General features: G+C 69.7%; 17 protein-coding genes and 1 pseudogene. 16 read left to right on the top strand and 2 right to left on the bottom strand.

Features of this window, described 5'->3' with window-relative positions; translation table 11 throughout:
• The 16 genes and pseudogenes from A7A76_RS21315 to queE all read left to right on the top strand — a co-directional run.
• Positions 1 to 285: pseudogene (locus A7A76_RS21315) on the top strand (alpha/beta hydrolase); the annotation flags it as partial.
• 112 nt (positions 286 to 397) lie between these two features.
• On the top strand, positions 398 to 1129 hold the full coding sequence (locus A7A76_RS21310) for a YebC/PmpR family DNA-binding transcriptional regulator (protein WP_206413185.1): 732 nt from the start codon (positions 398 to 400) through the stop codon (positions 1127 to 1129).
• Between the two features lie 73 nt (positions 1130 to 1202).
• Positions 1203 to 1766 carry a crossover junction endodeoxyribonuclease RuvC gene (gene ruvC / locus A7A76_RS21305; protein ID WP_206413184.1) on the top strand — a complete coding sequence of 188 codons (564 nt, stop codon included), beginning with the start codon at positions 1203 to 1205 and terminating at the stop codon, positions 1764 to 1766.
• Between the two features lie 168 nt (positions 1767 to 1934).
• The gene (gene ruvA / locus A7A76_RS21300; protein WP_206413183.1) at positions 1935 to 2525 is read left to right on the top strand and encodes a Holliday junction branch migration protein RuvA; all 591 of its coding nucleotides are present in this window, start codon (positions 1935 to 1937) and stop codon (positions 2523 to 2525) included.
• A 93-nt stretch (positions 2526 to 2618) separates the two neighbouring features.
• Complete coding sequence (locus A7A76_RS21295) at positions 2619 to 4520, top strand: potassium transporter Kup (RefSeq protein WP_206413187.1); 1902 nt, start codon at positions 2619 to 2621, stop codon at positions 4518 to 4520.
• A gap of 1 nt (position 4521) precedes the next feature.
• A complete protein-coding gene (locus A7A76_RS21290; RefSeq protein ID WP_206413182.1) occupies positions 4522 to 5625 on the top strand; it encodes an SMI1/KNR4 family protein in 1104 nt (367 codons plus the stop codon).
• 126 nt (positions 5626 to 5751) lie between these two features.
• A complete protein-coding gene (ruvB, locus tag A7A76_RS21285; protein WP_206413181.1) occupies positions 5752 to 6792 on the top strand; it encodes a Holliday junction branch migration DNA helicase RuvB in 1041 nt (346 codons plus the stop codon).
• A gap of 49 nt (positions 6793 to 6841) precedes the next feature.
• The gene (ybgC, locus tag A7A76_RS21280) at positions 6842 to 7297 is read left to right on the top strand and encodes a tol-pal system-associated acyl-CoA thioesterase (protein ID WP_206413180.1); all 456 of its coding nucleotides are present in this window, start codon (positions 6842 to 6844) and stop codon (positions 7295 to 7297) included.
• A gap of 202 nt (positions 7298 to 7499) precedes the next feature.
• Positions 7500 to 8282: a protein TolQ gene (tolQ, locus tag A7A76_RS21275; RefSeq protein WP_206413179.1), complete on the top strand. Its 783-nt coding sequence runs from the start codon at positions 7500 to 7502 to the stop codon at positions 8280 to 8282.
• A 93-nt stretch (positions 8283 to 8375) separates the two neighbouring features.
• Positions 8376 to 8819 carry a protein TolR gene (tolR, locus tag A7A76_RS21270; protein ID WP_206413178.1) on the top strand — a complete coding sequence of 148 codons (444 nt, stop codon included), beginning with the start codon at positions 8376 to 8378 and terminating at the stop codon, positions 8817 to 8819.
• Positions 8816 to 9769 (top strand): cell envelope integrity protein TolA, encoded by a 954-nt coding sequence (locus A7A76_RS21265; RefSeq protein WP_206413177.1) that lies wholly within the window; start codon positions 8816 to 8818, stop codon positions 9767 to 9769. Before tolR ends, A7A76_RS21265 begins: the two co-directional genes overlap by 4 nt.
• Positions 9769 to 10248 carry a hypothetical protein gene (locus A7A76_RS21260; protein ID WP_206413176.1) on the top strand — a complete coding sequence of 160 codons (480 nt, stop codon included), beginning with the start codon at positions 9769 to 9771 and terminating at the stop codon, positions 10246 to 10248. Before A7A76_RS21265 ends, A7A76_RS21260 begins: the two co-directional genes overlap by 1 nt.
• 248 nt (positions 10249 to 10496) lie before the next feature.
• Positions 10497 to 11816 carry a Tol-Pal system beta propeller repeat protein TolB gene (tolB, locus tag A7A76_RS21255; RefSeq protein WP_096376995.1) on the top strand — a complete coding sequence of 440 codons (1320 nt, stop codon included), beginning with the start codon at positions 10497 to 10499 and terminating at the stop codon, positions 11814 to 11816.
• A gap of 97 nt (positions 11817 to 11913) precedes the next feature.
• Positions 11914 to 12438 (top strand): peptidoglycan-associated lipoprotein Pal, encoded by a 525-nt coding sequence (gene pal, locus A7A76_RS21250; protein ID WP_206413175.1) that lies wholly within the window; start codon positions 11914 to 11916, stop codon positions 12436 to 12438.
• A gap of 43 nt (positions 12439 to 12481) precedes the next feature.
• A complete protein-coding gene (gene ybgF / locus A7A76_RS21245; protein ID WP_206413174.1) occupies positions 12482 to 13279 on the top strand; it encodes a tol-pal system protein YbgF in 798 nt (265 codons plus the stop codon).
• A gap of 8 nt (positions 13280 to 13287) precedes the next feature.
• Positions 13288 to 13968 (top strand): 7-carboxy-7-deazaguanine synthase QueE, encoded by a 681-nt coding sequence (gene queE / locus A7A76_RS21240; protein ID WP_206413173.1) that lies wholly within the window; start codon positions 13288 to 13290, stop codon positions 13966 to 13968.
• A gap of 190 nt (positions 13969 to 14158) precedes the next feature.
• Here the strand turns inward: queE and katG are convergent, their stop codons facing one another.
• A complete protein-coding gene (gene katG / locus A7A76_RS21235) occupies positions 14159 to 16315 on the bottom strand; it encodes a catalase/peroxidase HPI (RefSeq protein WP_206413186.1) in 2157 nt (718 codons plus the stop codon).
• A 143-nt stretch (positions 16316 to 16458) separates the two neighbouring features.
• Positions 16459 to 16926 (bottom strand): c-type cytochrome, encoded by a 468-nt coding sequence (locus A7A76_RS21230; RefSeq protein ID WP_206413172.1) that lies wholly within the window; start codon positions 16924 to 16926, stop codon positions 16459 to 16461.
• Positions 16927 to 17847: the final 921 nt, after the last annotated feature.

Raw genomic sequence — 17847 nt, 5'->3', positions numbered from 1 at the left:
GCGCCGGCGCTCGGCCGCGCCGCCGCGCTGCTGCTGGAAGGCTGCCCGCCGTGGCAGGGCGCGGCCCAGGTCGGCCTGATCGCCGGCCGCAGCCCGCACGGCCTGGGCCGCTATTTCGGCCATTTCGACGGCGACAGCGACGGCACTGTGGCGGTCGCCGAAACCCGCCTGCCGGGGCTGGCCGCGCACGCGGTCATCGACGCCAGCCACAGCGGCCTGCTGTTCTCGGCCCAGGCCGCGCGCATGGCCGAGGCGTTCTTCCGTCGCGGCCGGTTCGGCGACTGAGCCCGATTGCGTCGCCCCGCCGCCGCCGCCCGGCGGAGCGCGGTTTTCGAGTCGCGCTGCAGGACCGATCAGGTAAAATCGCCGGCTTGTTCAGACATAAGCCGGTAACGCCATGGGTAGAGGTCCGTCGATCGAAGCACGCAAGAACGCCGAAGACGCGCGTCGCGGCAAGATCTTCACCAAGATCATCCGCGAGATCTCCGTGGCCGCGCGCCGCGGCGGCGGCGATCCCAACGGCAATCCGGCGCTGCGCACCGCGGTCGACAAGGGCTTGTCGGCGAACATGTCCAAGGACGTGATCGAACGCGCGATCAAGAAGGCCACCGGCGCGCTGGAAGGCGTGGAATACGAGGAAGTGCGCTACGAGGGCTATGCCCCCGGCGGCGTGGCGGTGATCGTCGACTGCCTGACCGACAACAAGGTCCGCACCGTGGCCGACGTGCGCCACGCCTTCAGCAAGTTCGGCGGCAACCTCGGCACCGACGGCTCGGTGTCCTTCATGTTCGCCAAGCGCGGCGTGCTGTGGTTCGAGGCCGGCTCGGACGAGGAGAAGATCACCGAAGTCGCCATCGACGCCGGCGCCGACGACGTGGTGGTCTATCCCGACGACGGCTCGATCGACGTGCTGACCGCCCCCGACGCGTTCGCCGCGGTCAAGGCCGCGATGGAAGCCGCCGGCCTCGCGCCCGGCCAGGCCGAAGTGACCTTCCGCGCCGACAACACCAGCGCGGTGGAAGGCGAGACCGCCCAGCAGGTGGTCAAGCTGCTCAACTGGCTGGAAGACATGGACGACGTGCAGAACGTCTATTCCAACGCCGACCTCGGCGAGGATGCGTATGCGTAGCCGCGATGGCCGAGGCTGCCGCCGCGCCCAGCGCGCGGCCGGCCCGGCCGCCGCGCTGCGCCAGCGCTAGCCGATGGCGACCACCACAACCCGCAACCCGCCCGCCGGGCCCGTGCGCATCCTGGGCATCGACCCCGGCTCGCAGCGCACCGGCCTGGGCGTGATCGACATGGCCGGCGACGGCCGCTGCACCTTCGTCGCCGCGCGCGCGCTCAAGCTGCTCGACGCCGAGGATTTCCCCTCGCGCCTGGGCCTGCTGTGCGAAGGCCTGGAAGCGGCGCTGGACGAATTCGGGCCGATGCAGGTGGCGATCGAGACGGTGTTCATGGACAAGTCCGCGACCTCCGCGCTCAAGCTCGGCCACGCCCGCGGCGCCGCCCTGGCGACGGTGGTGCGCCGGCGCATCCCGATCAGCGAATACGCGCCGCGGCTGATCAAGCAGTCGCTGGTCGGGCGCGGCGCGGCCGACAAGGCGCAGGTCCAGCACATGGTCCGGCTGCTGCTGAACCTGCCCGAAGTGAAGCTGCAGGCCGACGCCGCCGACGCGCTTGCGGTCGCGCTGACCCATGCCCATATGAGCGCTACGGCCCAGCGCACCGGCATCGCCACCCACCAACTGCGCAGGCGCGGCGCCTGAGATGGCCGCCGTCCGGGTCGTCGCCGCGCCGTCCGCGGCGCGCGGGGCAGGGACCCGCGCGCGCGTCCGCGTTGTCCTGCATGGCCGTCCGCGCTTTGCCCCGATGTCCGTCCTTTTCCTGCGACGCGCCGGCCACGGCGGGTCGCGCCGTTCTTTTGGAGTCAGCCTGTGATCGGTCGCCTCAAAGGCATCCTGGTGCATAAGCAGCCGCCGTGGCTGGTGGTCGACGTGCACGGCGTGGGCTACGAGCTCGAAGCGCCGATGAGCACGTTCTACGACCTGCCCGAGGTCGGCCGCGAGGTCGCGCTGTTCACCCATTACGCGCAGAAGGAAGACAGCGTCTCGCTGTACGGCTTCCTGCGCGAGAGCGAGCGGCGGCTGTTCCGCGACGTGCAGAAGGTCAGCGGCATCGGCGCCAGGATCGCGCTGGCGGTGCTGTCGGGCGTGTCGGTGGACGAGTTCGCGCGGCTGGTGCAAAGCGGCGACGTCACCGCGCTGACCCGCATCCCCGGCATCGGCAAGAAGACCGCCGAGCGCATGGTGGTGGAGCTGCGCGACCGCGCCGCCGACCTCGCCGGCAGCGGCGCGACCCTGCCCAGCGGCGGCGTGCCCGCCGATCCGCAAAGCGAGGCGGTGGTGGCGCTGCAGCAACTGGGTTACAAGCCGGCCGAAGCCGCGCGCATGGCGCGCGACGCCACCGCCGCCGGCGACGATGCCGCCGCCATCATCCGCAAAGCGCTAAAGTCCGCGCTGCGTTGAGCCCGTCCATGGCGGGACGCCGCCCGGAATCCGACCACCATGTCTTCTACCGTTCCCTCTTCTGACAAGTCCGGCAAGCATGCTCACGGCCACATGGCCGCGAGCGGACACGACTCAGGCCATCACGGCTCCAAACAGGGGCTTCCCGGGCTGATCGTGGGCGCGATCGGCGTCGTCTTCGGCGACATCGGCACCAGCCCGCTGTACACGCTGAAAGAGGCGTTCTCGCCGCACTTCCACCTCACCAGCAACCACGACACGGTGCTGGGCATCCTGTCGCTGGTGTTCTGGGCGCTGATGATCGTGGTGACGGTCAAGTACGTCACCATCATCATGCGCGCCGACAACGACGGCGAAGGCGGGATCATGGCGCTGATGACCCTGGCCCAGCGCACGCTGGCCAAGGGCGGGCGTTCGGCCTACGTGGTCGGCATCCTCGGCATCTTCGGCGCCTCGCTGTTCTTCGGCGACAGCGTCATCACCCCGGCGATCTCGGTGCTCGGCGCGGTCGAGGGCCTGGAGGTCGCCGCGCCCGGCCTGCACCGCTTCATCGTGCCGATCACCGTGCTGATCCTGGTGATGGTGTTCCTGGCCCAGCGCTTCGGCACCGAGAAGGTCGGCAAGGTGTTCGGCCCGATCACCATGATCTGGTTCGTCTCGCTCGCCGCGATCGGCGTGTACAACATCATCCAGGGCCCGGAAGTGCTCAAGGCGCTGAACCCGATGTGGGGCGCGCGCTTCTTCATCGAGCACGGCGCGCAGTCGGTGCTGATCCTGGGCGTGGTGGTGCTGGCGGTGACCGGCGGCGAAGCGCTGTACGCCGACATGGGCCACTTCGGCGCCAAGCCGATCCGCTGGGCCTGGTACATCATGGTGCTGCCGAGCCTGATGCTGAACTACCTCGGCCAGGGCGCGTTCGTGCTCAACCATCCGCGCGCGGTGGTCAATCCGTTCTTCGAATCGGTGCCGTCGTGGGCGCTGTATCCGATGATCGTGCTGGCGACGATGGCCGCGGTGATCGCATCGCAAGCGGTCATCACCGGCGCCTATTCGGTGTCGCGCCAGGCCATGCAGCTGGGCTACATCCCGCGCATGCAGATCAAGCACACCTCCAGCAGCACCATCGGCCAGATCTACGTGCCGTACATCAACTGGATCCTGGCGATCGCGGTCATCACCGTGGTGCTGGCGTTCCGCAGCTCGACCGCGCTGGCCACCGCCTACGGCATTTCGGTCTCGGCGACGATGCTGATCGACACCCTGCTGCTGGCCCTGGTCGCGCGCGCGCTGTGGCCGCGCTGGCGCAAGTGGGTGCTGCCGCTGTGCGTGCTGTTCTTCGTGGTCGACGTCGGCTTCGTCATCGCCAACGGCGCCAAGTTCTTCGACGGCGCCTGGTTCCCGCTGGCGCTGGGCCTGATCGTGTTCACCCTGCTGCGCACCTGGCGCCGCGGCCGCGAGCTGCTGCACGAAGAGGTGCGCAAGGAAGGCATCCAGCTCGACAGCTTCCTGCCCGGCCTGATGCTGGCGCCGCCGGTGCGGGTGCCGGGCACGGCGATCTTCATGACCGCCGACAAGGGCGTGGTGCCGCACGCGCTGCTGCACAACCTCAAGCACAACAAGGTGCTGCACGAGCGCAACGTGTTCCTGACCGTGGAAACCCTCGGCGTGCCGTACGCGCCGAAGGAGAAGCGGCTCAAGATCGAGGCGATCGGCAACGACTTCTACCGCGTGCTGATCCGCTTCGGCTTCATGGAAGTGCCCGACGTGCCGCTGGCGCTGATGCGCTCGTGCGACGCCGGCGGGGTCTGGTTCGATCCGATGGACACGACCTATTTCGCCAGCCGCGAGACCGTGGTCGCCAGCCGCCACCGCGGCATGCCGATCTGGCGCGACCGACTGTTCGCCTTCATGCACCGCAACGCGGCGCCGGCGACCGGGTTCTTCCGGATTCCGGGCAACCGCCTGGTCGAGCTGGGCGCGCAGGTCGAGATCTGAGGTGGGCGGCAGCGTCCTGGACTGGCGGGTCTACGGCTGTGCGCCGAGCCTGGACACGTTCTGGGACGAGGAGCGCAACCTCGGCCGCGGCGCCGCCGGCGCCGAGGCCGTCGCCGCGGTCGAAGCGCGGCTGGGCATCGCACTGCCGCCGTGGCTGCGCGCGCTGTACGCGCGCTACGACGGCGGCGCGGTGCGGATGGCGCGGGCGGCCTCGCGCCACAGCGAGGACTGGATCGACGCCGACTGGCTGATCCCGCGCGCGCGGCTGCTGCCGCTGGCCGAGTGGTTCTCGCTGGCCGAGCTGCGCCGGCGCGAGGACTACCGCGACGACGCCTTCGCCGCGCTCGCCGCCGACGACAGCCGTTTGATCGCCATCGCCCTGGGCGAGGGCAACGGCACCTTGTGCCTGGACTACAGCGCCGGCGGCGAGCCGCGGATCGTGCTGACCGACCAGCGCCAGCGCCTGCGCGACTATCCGGACCACGCCGCCTTCCTCGCCGACCTGGTCGAGATCCAGTACTGGAACCCAGCGCTGCAGGCGCGCCACGACCCACGGACGCTGTTGGATTGCGATCCGCGGCCGCCGAGCCTGGACACGTTCTGGAGCGGCCCGGGCTACTGGGCCCGCGACGGCGCCGCGCCGGCCGACGAAGCCGCGCTCGTCGCCGCCGAGGCGCGCCTGGGCCTGCGCCTGCCGGCGCTGCTGCGCGCGCTGTACCTGCGCCAGGACGGCGGCGTCACCGGGTTCGAATGGGTCCCGCTGCGGCGCCAGCCCTCGCGGCATCGCTACGACTGGGAGAGCGTCGTGCCCGACGGCACCGTGTCCGCGCTCGCGGACCTGCAGACCTTGGCCGACTGGGCCGACGGCTTCCAGGGCCGCGACGCGCTGTACGGCTTCGCGCGCACCTACGCCGGTTGCGAGCGGCTGCTGATCCTGGCCCTGCACGGCATCGAGTGGATGCTGTGCCTGGACTACCGCGAACGCGGCCCGCAGCACGAGCCCGAAGTGGTCGCCTTCGAATTCTTTGGCGAACTCGTCGAGCTCTACCGCGCCCGCGACTTCCACCGTTTCTTCGCCGACCTGCGCCGCGGCGAGACGAGCTGATCGCGGCCGGCCGGCGCCCGCCGGCGGGGCGGCGCGCGATTTGTCCACAGGCGCGGCCGCTGCGCAGCGCCCCGCGTCGCTCCGCCGCCCCTGCGCCCGCGCCCCGTCCCATGCGAACATAGCCGCATGAACGATCAGCGCATCATCGGCTCCGGCGCCACCCGCGAAGACGACGCCATCGAGGCCTCGATCCGGCCCAAGCGCCTGGACGAGTACCTCGGCCAGCAGCCGGTGCGCGAGCAGCTCAAGATCTACATCGAGGCGGCCAAGGGCCGCGGCGAGGCGCTCGACCACGTGCTGATCTTCGGCCCGCCGGGCCTGGGCAAGACCACGCTGAGCCACGTCATCGCCAACGAGCTCGGGGTCAACCTGCGCCAGACCTCCGGCCCGGTGATCGAAAAGGCCGGCGACCTGGCCGCGCTGCTGACCAACCTGCAGCCGCACGACGTGCTGTTCGTCGACGAAATCCACCGCCTCTCGCCGCTGGTCGAGGAAGTGCTGTACCCGGCGATGGAGGACTACCAGATCGACATCATGATCGGCGAGGGCCCCGCGGCGCGCTCGATCAAGCTCGACCTGCCGCCGTTCACCCTGATCGGCGCGACCACCCGCGCCGGCCTGCTGACCGCGCCGCTGCGCGACCGCTTCGGCATCGTCCAGCGGCTGGAGTTCTACAACGCCGAGGAGCTGACCCGGATCGTGCGCCGCTCCGCGCAGATCCTCGGCATCGCCTGCGAGGCCGAAGGCGCGGCCGAGATCGCCCGGCGCTCGCGCGGCACCCCGCGCATCGCCAACCGCCTGCTGCGGCGCGTGCGCGACTACGCCCAGGTGCGCGCGAACGGCCATATCGACCGCGCCGTCGCCGACGCCGCCATGGCCATGCTCAAGGTCGATCCGGAAGGCTTCGACGACCTCGACCGGCGCCTGCTCAAGACCATCATCGAGTCCTTCGACGGCGGCCCGGTCGGGGTCGAGTCGCTGGCCGCGGCATTGAGCGAGGAGCGCGGCACGCTGGAAGATGTGATCGAGCCGTTCCTGATCCAGCAGGGCTATCTGATCCGCACCGCGCGCGGCCGCATGGCCAGCTCGCGCGCCTACCGCCATTTCGGCCTGGACCCGCGCGACCGGCCGGGCGAACGCGCCATCGAATCCGGAGACCTGTTCTGATGCCCACGGCGTCGACGCCAGCGCACGCCGGCCCGCGAGGAGCGCGCGCATGAGCGCGATATCGGCGAATTCGAACGCGATTCCCGGCTTATTCAGTTGGCCGACACGCGTCTATTGGGAAGATACCGACGCCGGCGGGCTGGTGTACCACGCGCAATACCTGGCCTTCATGGAGCGCGCGCGCAGCGAATGGGTGCGCGCCCTGGGCTACGGCCAGGAAGGCCTGCGCCTGGAGCACGGGCTGGTGTTCGTGGTCGCCGGCATGCGGATCGGCTTCCTCAAGCCCGGACGGCTGGACGACGAACTGCAGGTCACCGTGCGGCTCGTGCGCTGCCGCCGCGCCAGCCTGATCTTCGTCCAGCAGGTCGTGCGCGGCGAGGAGCGGCTGATCGAGGCGGAAGTGAAGATCGCCTCGGTCGACGCGCGGCAATTGCGTCCGTGTCCGATCCCGCCGGCCTTGTATGCGCAGTTGCAGGCGCAGGAAGCGCCGGAGCCGGGCGGATGAGGCGCGCGCCGCGCCGCTGGCCGGGCGCGTTGCGTGCGGCTTCACGGAGCCAGTAGTAAAACCCGCGCCAGGCGAAACCCGCGTTTGCGACCCATCGCGTTCGACCCCGGCGCTTCAACCCCACAGCATCCCGCGGCCCGTTGACTCCCGACGCGCCGCACGCCCCACACAAGCCCGCGCATCGGGCTACGGAGAACCGAGCATGACGTCATCGCTGATCGCGCTTCTGGCCACGACCGTGCAAGCCTTGCCGGAGGAAGCCACCCAGGCGGTGACCCAGGGCGCCGCCGCCGCCGGCCAGGCCGCCGCCGAATTCAGCCTGCTGGACCTGGTGATCAAGGCCAGCCTGCCGGTGCAGTTCATCATGCTGTTGCTGGTGGTCGCCTCGCTGACCTCGTGGTTCATCATCTTCCGCAAGTGGAAAGTGATCCGCCGCGCCAAGGCCGAGGCCGATCATTTCGAAGAGCGCTTCTGGTCCGGCGCCGAACTGTCCAAGCTCTACGCCGGCACCACCGAGCGCGCGCGCAACATCGGCGGGCTGGAGGCGATCTTCGAAGCCGGCTTCCGCGAGTTCAACCGCGTGCGCCAGCGCCGCGGCGTCGATGCCCGCGCGCAGATCGAAAGCGCCCAGCGGGCGATGCGCGCGACCGGCTCGCGCGAGGTCGACGGCCTGGAACACAACCTGGAACTGCTGGCCAACATCGGCTCCACCTCGCCCTACATCGGTCTGGTCGGCACCGTGTTCGGCATCATGGTGACCATGCACTCGCTGGTCTCCGCGTCCAAGCAGGTCGGCATCGCCGACGTCGCGCCGGGCATCTCCGAGGCGCTGCTGGCGACCGCGATGGGCCTGTTCGTGGCGATCCCGGCGGTGTGGGCCTACAACCGCTTCGCCACCGGCGTGGAGCGGCTGGCGGTGCGCTACGACGCGTTCTCCGAAGAGTTCTCCTCGATCCTGCAGCGGCAGGCGCACCTGGACGAGTGATGCGGGGCGAGCCCGCCGCACCGTCCCGTCCGCGCCGCGGCCACGCCTGGCCCCGATAAGGCGCCGCGTCCCGCGCATACTGAGGAACCCGCCATGTCCGGCACCATCCGCCGCCCGAACAAACGCAAGCTCAAGGCCGACATCAACGTCGTGCCGTACATCGACGTCATGCTGGTGCTGCTGATCATCTTCATGGTCACCGCGCCGTTGCTGACGCTGGGCGTCGATGTCGATCTGCCCAAGTCCAACGCCAAGTCGCAGCAGACCAAGAGCGACCCGGTCGTGGTCCAGGTCGACGAACGCGGCAATTTCTTCCTTACGGTCAAGGCCGGCAACAAGGAAGCGGTGACCGCGCAGGATCTGGCGACCAAGGTCGGCGCGATGGTCAAGCAGAACGACAAGGACAAGCTGCAGGTCTACATCGCCGGCGACGGCCGCGCCAACTACCAGCCGGTCATGGATGCGATGAACATCCTGCAGAAGGCGGGGGTGGAGAAGGTCAGCCTGATCAGCCAGCCCGAGAAGGGCAAGCAATGAGGGAGACCCGCGCCGATACGGTACAGGCGGCGATCCTGGTCGTGCTGCTGCACGGCCTGTTGATCGCCGCCTTGATCGTCAGCGCGCTGCTCAACTGGAACAGCGCGGCGGTGTCGGCCGCCGGCTCGCCGGTGACCACCGAACTGGCGGAAATGAGCGACCTGTCGGCGGCGATGCAGCGCACCCTGCGCAGCAAGGTCAAGCCGGTCGAACTGCCCGAGCCGCAGCCCGAGGACGCCGAGCCGCTGCCGCAACCGGTCGCCGAGCCCAAGCCGCAGGACGCGGTCGCGCCGCAGCAGCAGTCGCCGCAGGACTTCATCCCGGTGCCCGACACCACCAGCCAGGAGCAGGTGGTCGATACGCCGACGCCGAATCCGGCCGAGGAAAAGAAGCTGCAGGAGGCCAAGGCGCGGCAGGAGCAGGTCGACCTGACCGAACAGAAGCGCCAGGAAGAGGCGCAGCAGAGGCAGCGCCTGGCCGAGCAGCAGGAAGCCGAGCGGCAGCAGAAGCTCGACGAGATCCGCCGCGAGCGCGCGCGCCTGCAGCGCGAGCAGAGCCTGGCCGAACAGAAGCTGCAGCAGCTCGCCGATCGCCGCGCCACCCAGGCCAGCCAGACCGCCGCCGCGACCACGCCGGCCGCCCAGGCCGGCAACCAGGGCGCCGACACCGGCCTGCTGGCGCGCTATCAGGCGGCGCTGCAGTCGGCGATCAAGAACAAGTGGACCCGCCCGGATTCGGTCCCGCTGGGCGCGGCCTGCCGCCTCAACATCCGCCAGTTGCCCGGTGGGCAAGTGATCGCGGTGGAAGTGGTCGAGCCCTGCGCCTACGACGAGGCCGGCCGGCGTTCAGTCGAGGCCGCGGTGCTCAAGGCCCAGCCCTTGCCGTATGCCGGATTCGAAAGCGTGTTCCAGCGCAGCCTGATCCTCAACTTCCGCGCCGAGGACCGCTGATGCGCGCCGCTGCGGGCCTGCTCCTTTCGGGCGTGTTCCTTTCGACCCTGCTCGCCGGCGCCTTGCTCGCCGCGGTAGCCGCGCCCGCCGCGGCTGCCGGGAACGAAATCGGCCGCGCCTGCGACAGCGCCGAACACTGCCTGCCGCAGAACCAGTTGCGCTATTACGAAGTGCTGCGCCAGGCCATCGGCCAGCATTGGCGGCCGCCGGACAGCGCCGCCGCCGACAGCGTCTGCACCCTGGAACTGGACCAGGCGGCCGGCGGCGCGGTCAACGCGGTGCGGGCGATCGAGCCCTGCGGCCTCGACGCGGCCGCGCGCGACTCGCTGCTGGCGGCGGTGCGCGCGGCCAGCCCGCTGCCGTACCAGGGCTACCAACAAGTGTTCAAGCCGCGCCTGCGGCTGGCCGTGCACGTGCCCGAACCGGACGAACGCGAGGGCCGGGTCAAGCGCTGGTGGCGCCAGGTGCGCGAGCGCTGAGAACGCCCGGCCTTGCCGGGTCGGGCGGCCCGCCCGATGGACCGGCGGCCTGCCGCGGCGGGGCCGATGCTGCCCGATTGCGTCGCTAAAGGCGTTTTTCGCGCCTTTTTGCCCGCCGTTCCCCGGCGTACGCGCTCCGCTAACACTTTGAAACGCAAATTGACGCCGGGTTTTGAGCCAACGTTCACCCAACAGCGTTAACAATGCCGAACCTGAACAAACCCCCGTTGGATTTTCACGGAGTGCCGATGAAACGACCCCTGCGCTGGCTGACCGCGTTGCTCGCCGTCCTGCTTCCCCTCGCCGCATCGGCCCAGCAGAAGGGGTTGGAGATCGACATCGTCGGCGGCCTGGCTTCGGCCACCCCGATCGCGGTGGTGCCGATGCCCTACCAGGGCGGCGGCGCCGCTCCGCCGACCGACGTGGCCGAAGTGGTCCGCAACGACCTCAACCGCTCCGGCCAGTTCCGCGGCCTGCCGGTCGAGCAGATGGCGGCCAAGCCGACCCGCGGCAACGAAATCAGCTTCCCCGACTGGCGCGCGCTCAACCAGGACTACATCGTCGTCGGCCGCGTCCTCGACGCCGGCGCCGGCAGCTACCGGGTCGAGTACGAGCTGTACGACGTTGGCAAGCAGCAACGCCTGCTCGGCTTCGCCCTGACCGCGCGCGCCAACGCCATGCGCGACGTCGCCCATCAGGTCGCCGACGCCATCTACGAGAAGATCACCGGCGTGCGCGGCGCGTTCTTCACCCGCATCGCCTACGTCACCGCCACCGGCACCGGCCGCGGCAGCAACTACGCGCTGATGGTCGCCGACTCCGACGGCTACAACCCGCAGACCGTGGTGCGCTCGCCCGAGCCGCTGCTGTCGCCGTCGTGGAGCCCGGACGGCAACCGTCTGGCCTATGTCAGCTTCGAAGGCGGCAACTCCTCGATCTACATCCAGAACATCGGCACCGGCAGCCGCGAACTGGTGGCCAAGTTCCGCGGCATCAACGGCGCGCCGGCGTTCTCGCCCGACGGCCGCCGCCTGGCCCTGACCCTGTCGCGCAGCGGCAACCCCGAGATCTACGTGATGGACCTGGGCAGCAAGGCGCTGACCCAGCTGACCAACCACTTCGGCATCGACACCGAGCCGACCTGGTCGGCCGACGGCAGCAAGATCTATTTCACCTCCGACCGCGGCGGCAAGCCGCAGATCTACTCGGTCGCGGCCAGCGGCGGCAGCGCCACCCGGGTGACCTTCCAGGGCAGCTACAACGCCAGCGCCAGCGTGTCCTTCGACGGCAAGAAGATCGCCACCGCCCAGGGCGCCGGCAACACCTACCGGATCGCGGTGATGGATTCGAGCACCGGTGGCGCCCTGTGGAGCACCCTGTCGCCGGGTTCGCTGGACGAATCGCCGAGCTTTGCCCCGAATGCCTCCATGATCATTTATGCTGCGCGCGAAGGACGCCGTGGCGTGCTGTATGCCGTTTCCGCCGATGCCCGGGTGCGCCAGCGCCTGGTGCTCGCCGACGGCGACGTGCGCGAACCGGCCTGGGGGCCCTATCGTCTGCCGCGCTGACGCGCCGGCCGGCCCCCACGCGCAGACGCGCCGGAACACGCCTGCACCAATCCCCGAACGACTCCTGCCCCACGTTACACACTGACGAGGAATACCCATGAACAACGCTGCCCGCATCCTGCTCGCCGCCGTGCTCTGCACCGCGGCCGTCGCCTGCTCGAAGAAGGTCAAGGAAGTTCCGCCGACCGACAACGGCACCGGCCCGACCACCACCCAGCCGGGCGGCGACACCGGCCCGGTCGCCTCGGGCGCCTACGGCCCGAACGACCTGGACACCGACGCCTGCCTGCGCCAGCGCGTGGTCTACTTCGACCTCGACCAGGATTCGCTGAAGCCGGAATTCCAGGCCATCGTCGGCTGCCACGCCAAGTACCTGCGCGACCGTCCGTCCTCGCGCATGACCCTGGAAGGCAACGCCGACGAACGCGGCAGCCGCGAGTACAACCTGGGCCTGGGCGAGCGCCGCGGCAATGCCGTGTCGTCGGCCATCCAGGCCAACGGCGGTTCGGGCAGCCAGATCACCGTCGTGTCCTACGGCGAAGAGCGTCCGGTCTGCACCGAGTCGAACGAAGACTGCTGGGGCAAGAACCGCCGCGTCGAGATCGTCTACACCGCCAAGTAAGCGGTCGGACCTTCCGAGCAACCCAGACAAAGGCTGATCAGCGATGCGCAAATTCGCCCTAGCCTTGGCAGTCGTGGCGGCCCTCGCGGCCGCCACGCCCGCTTTCGCCCAGCGCGCGAGCCTGGCCGATCGGGTCGCGACGCTGGAACAGCGCGCGTCCGACAACCAGGCCAACATGGACCTGCTCAACCAGGTCACCCAGCTCAAGTCGGAAATGCAGGCCCTGCGCTCGCAGGTCGAGGAATTGCAGCAGCAGAACCGCCAGCTGCAGGAATCGAGCAAGGCCCAGTACCTGGATACCGACAACCGCCTCAACCGGCTCGAAAGCGGCGCGCCCGCCGCCGCCGCGCCGGGGCCGCAGGCGTCCGCCAAGCCTTCGCCGCCGCCGCCGGCGGTGAAGGACACCCCGCCCAGCGTGCACGGCGATCCGGGCCTGCTGGCGCAGAGCGGCGACGAACGCGCCGCCTACGACGCCGCGTTCAACCAGCTCAAGGCCGGGCAGTACGTCGAATCGGCGCGCCTGTTCCAGGAGTTCCTGGCCGCGCACCCGAACGGCACCTACACGCCGAACGCGCTGTATTGGCTGGGCGAGAGCTACTACGTCACCCAGAACTACCAGCTCGCGCAGGAGCAGTTCCAGGCCCTGCTCGACCGCTATCCGACCCACGACAAGGCCGCCGGGGCCTTGCTCAAGGTCGGCCTGGCCCAGTTCGGGCTGAAACAGGTCGATGCCGCCGAGCGCACGCTCGCCGACGTGGCCAACCGGTATCCCGGTACCGACGCCGCGCGCACGGCCGCCGATCGCCTCAACGCGATCCAGCTGAGCCGGCTGCGCAACTGAGCCCTGCCATGAACGCCGTTGTCTCCGAGACGACCGCCGCGCCGTCCTCCGAGCGCCTGCGGCTGACCGAAATCTTCCTGTCGCTGCAAGGCGAATCCGACAGCATCGGCTGGCCGACGGTGTTCGTGCGCCTGACCGGTTGCCCGCTGCGCTGCCAGTACTGCGACACCGCCTACGCCTTCCACGGTGGCGAGTGGTGGACGTTCGACGCGATCCTGGCCGAGGTCGCGCAACACGGCGCCCGCCACGTCTGCGTGACCGGCGGCGAGCCGCTGGCGCAGAAGCGCTGCATCGAGTTGCTCAAGCGCCTGTGCGACGCCGGCTACGAAGTCTCGCTGGAAACCTCCGGCGCGATCGACATCGGCGCGGTCGATCCGCGCGTGTCGCGCGTGCTCGACATCAAGACCCCGGACTCCAAGGAAGCCCATCGCAACCTGTGGAGCAACCTGCCGCTGCTGAGCGCGCGCGACCAGATCAAGTTCGTGATCTGCAGCCGCGAGGACTACGAATGGTCCAAGGCCATCGTCGCCGAGCACGGGCTGACCTCGATCTGCGCGGTGATGTTCTCGCCGAGCTTCCACCAGGTGCGCCCGCGCGATCTGGCCGATTGGATCGTCGCCGACCGCCTGCCGGTGCGGTTCCAGCTGCAACTGCACAAGATCCTCTGGGACGACGAACCCGGCCGCTGAGCGCGCCGCGCCGCCCGCCGTCTGCTTGCACGTGGGAGGGCCTTCAGGCCCGACGCTTTCGTCTCCGCTCGCCGCGGCCTGGGCCGAAGCCTGGCGAAAGCCCGCAACGAACCTCGCGCCGCCGCCCCTTGCGGGACGGCGACGCGAGCCATGCCGGCCGATCCGAGCGAGACCGCCAGCCCCCGTCCGCTCAGCTACGATCCGCGTTCATCACCTTCGCCCAGGCGCGCACAAAGTCGTCGACGAACTTCTGCTTCGCATCGTCCGAGGCATACACCTCGGCCACCGCGCGCAGCTCGGAGTTGGAGCCGAACGCAAGATCGACCGGCGTCGCCGTCCACTTCGCCGCGCCCGACGCGCGATCCTTGCCCTCGAACAAGCCCGGCGCCGCCGACTTCGACCACACCGTGTCCATCGACAGCAGATTGACGAAGAAGGCGTTGTCGAGCTTGCCCGGCGTCGCGGTGAACACGCCCGCCGCCGAGCCGCCGGCGTTGGCGCCCAGCACGCGCAGGCCGCCGACGAGCACGGTCATCTCCGGCACGGTCAGGTTCAGCGCGTCGGCCTTGTCGACCAGCGCCGCGGCCGGGTCGAGCTCGGCGCCGGGGCCGTAGTAGTTGCGGAAACCGTCGGCCTTGGGCTCCAGGTAGGCGAACGACGCGGCGTCGGTCTGCTCCTGGGTCGCATCAACCCGGCCCGGCGCGAACGGCACCGCGACGCGGTAACCGGCCTGCGCTGCCGCCTGTTCGATGCCGGCGTTGCCGCCGAGCACGATCAGGTCGGCCATCGAGACCTGCTTGCCGCCCTGGGCGAACGCGCTCTGCACCGCGGCGAGCTTGCCCAGCACCTGCGCCAGTTCGGCCGGATCGTTGACCGCCCAACCGCGCTGCGGCTGCAGGCGCAGGCGCGCGCCGTTGGCGCCGCCGCGCATGTCGGTGCCGCGGAACGTCGACGCCGAGGCCCAGGCGGTGCGCACCAGTTGCGGCGCGGTCAGGCCCGAGGCCAACAACTGCGCCTTGAGCTTGCGCTGGTCGGCCTCGTTCAACGGCGCGGCCGCGGACTTGGGCAGCGGGTCCTGCCACTCGAAGGTCTGGTTGGGAACGTCCTTGCCCAGGTAACGCGCCTGCGGCCCGAGATCGCGATGGGTCAGCTTGAACCACGCGCGCGCGAACGCGTCGGCGAACTCCTGCGGATGCTCGTGCCAGCGGTCGGCGATCTTGCGGAAGCCCGGGTCTTCCTTGATCGCGATATCGGTGGTGAACATGATCGGCGCGTGGGTCTTGCCCTTGATGTGCGCGTCGGGCACCAGCCGCGCGGCGGAGGCGTCGGTCGGAATCCACTGGGTCGCGCCCGCCGGGCTCTTGGTCTTGACCCAATCGAAACCGAGCAGGTTGTCGAGATACTGGGTGGTGAACTTGATCGGATTGGCCGACCACGCGCCTTCCAGGCCGCTGCTGACGGTGTCTTCGGCGTTGCCCTTGCCGCACTTGTTGCGCCAGCCCAACCCTTGCTGCTCGATGCCCGCGGCGGACGGCTCGGCGCCGACGCACTGGTCCGGCTTGTGCGCGCCGTGGGCCTTGCCGAAGGTGTGGCCGCCGGCGATCAGCGCCAGCGTCTCCTCGTCGTTCATCGCCATGTTGCCGAACGCGCGGCGGATGTCGGCGGCGGCGGAAATCGGGTCGTGATTGCCGTTGGGCCCTTCCGGATTGACGTAGATCAAACCCATCTGGGTCGCGGCGAGCGGGCCTTTGAGATTGCCTTTCGCGTCGCGGCGCTGGTCGGCCATCATCTTGGTTTCCGGGCCCCAGAACACCACGTCGGGCTGCCAGGCATCGACGCGGCCGCCGGCGAAACCGATGGTCTTGAAGCCCATGTCCTCCAGCGCGACGTTGCCGGCGAGCACCATCAGGTCGCCCCACGACAGCTTGCGCCCGTACTTCTGCTTGATCGGCCACACCAGCCGGCGCGCCTTGTCCAGGCTGACGTTGTCGGGCCAGGAGTTGAGCGGATCGAAACGCTGTTCGCCGCCGTCCGAGCCGCCGCGGCCGTCGCCGACGCGGTAGGTGCCGGCGCTGTGCCAGGCCATGCGGATGAAGAACGGGCCGTAGTGGCCGTAGTCGGCCGGCCACCACGGCTGCGAGGTGGTCAGCGTCTTGCGGATGTCGGCCTTGACCGCATCCAGATCGAGCGTGGCGAATTCCTTGGCGTAGTCGTAATCGGCGCCGTAGGGATTGGATTGCGCTTCGTGCTGGCGCAGCGCGGACAGGTCGAGCGTGCGCGGCCACCAGTCGCGGTTGCCCATCGGCTTGGGCGGGCTTTGGCCCGGGGTCGTGGCCGGTCCGGCCATGCTCGCGGCTGAGATCGACATGATCGCTGCCGCCAAGATCGTCAGAGTGGTTCGGTTGCGCATCGCTGCCCTCCTTACGGCAGAAAAAAACGTGGGACCTCGCCGCGCCGCCGGGGCGATCGCGCGCGCATCGCCGGCGCGAATCAGTCGGCCGGGTCTTTCAGATAGGCGATCAGCGCCGCGCGATCCTCGGCCTTGGCCAGCCCGTTGAAGGTCGGGCACATGCCGGGATGGGTGCTGTGCGGCGATTTGAGGAAGGCGTCGAGCTTCGGCTCGCTCCACTTGAAATCCTGCGCGCGCAGCGCGCTGGTGTAGGCGAAGTGCGGCAGCGAGGCGGCGGTGCGGCCGACGATGCCGTTGAGATGCGGGCCGGTCGCCGAGCGGTTGGCGGCATCGGTGGAATGGCAGGCGGCGCAGCGGATGAAGTGTTTCTTTCCCGATTGCGCAGAGGGCGCCGCTGGCGCCGAGGGCGCGGGTTCGGCGGTGTCGGCGGTTGCGGCGAGCGCGGGCGACGCGGCGGAAAACGCGGCGAAAACAGCTGCCGCGAAGGCGAGCAAAAACGCGATGGCGGCGATGTTCGCTGTCGTCGCCGCTCGCGTGTTTGGTTTCATGCCTTCGCCCTTGCTTGCGTCGTATCGGTCGAGCGGTCGCTCGCTGTGCCGGGCGCAATCATCGAGTGCGGGCGATGGTTTCGGATAATTGATTGTTCCGATGAAGGCTATCGACTGGCCCTATGAAGCGGTTGTTGTCGGTTCTGTCGGCGCGAAAACTGGAGCTGTGTGCCGATTATTTTTCCAGTCGTCGTCGCAGTTGAGGTTGGGTTGCGCTGCGCGCGCCGACGCTTGCGCGTATGCACGAATGCGAACGCGCGCACATGCCGCGGGTGCTCGGCCGGGTTCGCACTCGCTTCGGTGCATGCGGGATTCGCGTCGTTCATTCGTATGAATGCTCATTGCGCGATGTGGATGGCGCGCGTGCGAGATGCTGTTACGCACACGCACACGCACACGCACACGCACACGCACACGCACACGCACACGCGTGCATGCGCGTGCATGCGCGCCCGCACGCAACCGCGTACTCGCGCATAGGCGTTCGCGCACGCATTCGTGTCCACGCATCTGCATGGACCGTTCCGGCGCAACGCAGAAGCGGCTCGCCTCGGTGCCGAGGTCGCACTGCAATGCAGGAAACCGGGCTTGGGGTCGCGGTCGCTCGATGTCGATGCCCGCCGCCGTGCCTCGGTCCGCGAGGCGGTCGAAGCCCGGCGGAATCGCGCAGGCACGGCACGCCGCCCAACCTGGATCGCGGGCGAGCCGCCCGGGCGCGCTGCATGGGTTGCCGTGCCGGGCGAACGGACGCAGCCGGCCGCCGCGACGAAACCGGCCTGCGAGCCGGCCAATACGGGTATGAACGCTCCGCGCCGGTTGCGGTACTCTTGCGCGCGGCATCGCAGGCCCGCGCGCCTGCGGACCCTGCGGCTCGGCCGGGCCCGCGCCCGGCCCGGCGCCGATCCCGGTCCTTGCCGGCCC

Source organism: Lysobacter enzymogenes (genome assembly GCF_017168095.1).
GTDB lineage: Bacteria > Pseudomonadota > Gammaproteobacteria > Xanthomonadales > Xanthomonadaceae > Lysobacter > Lysobacter enzymogenes_D.
The sequence above is the reverse complement of the archived record's forward strand: the minus strand, read 5'-3'. Positions and strand labels throughout refer to the sequence as shown.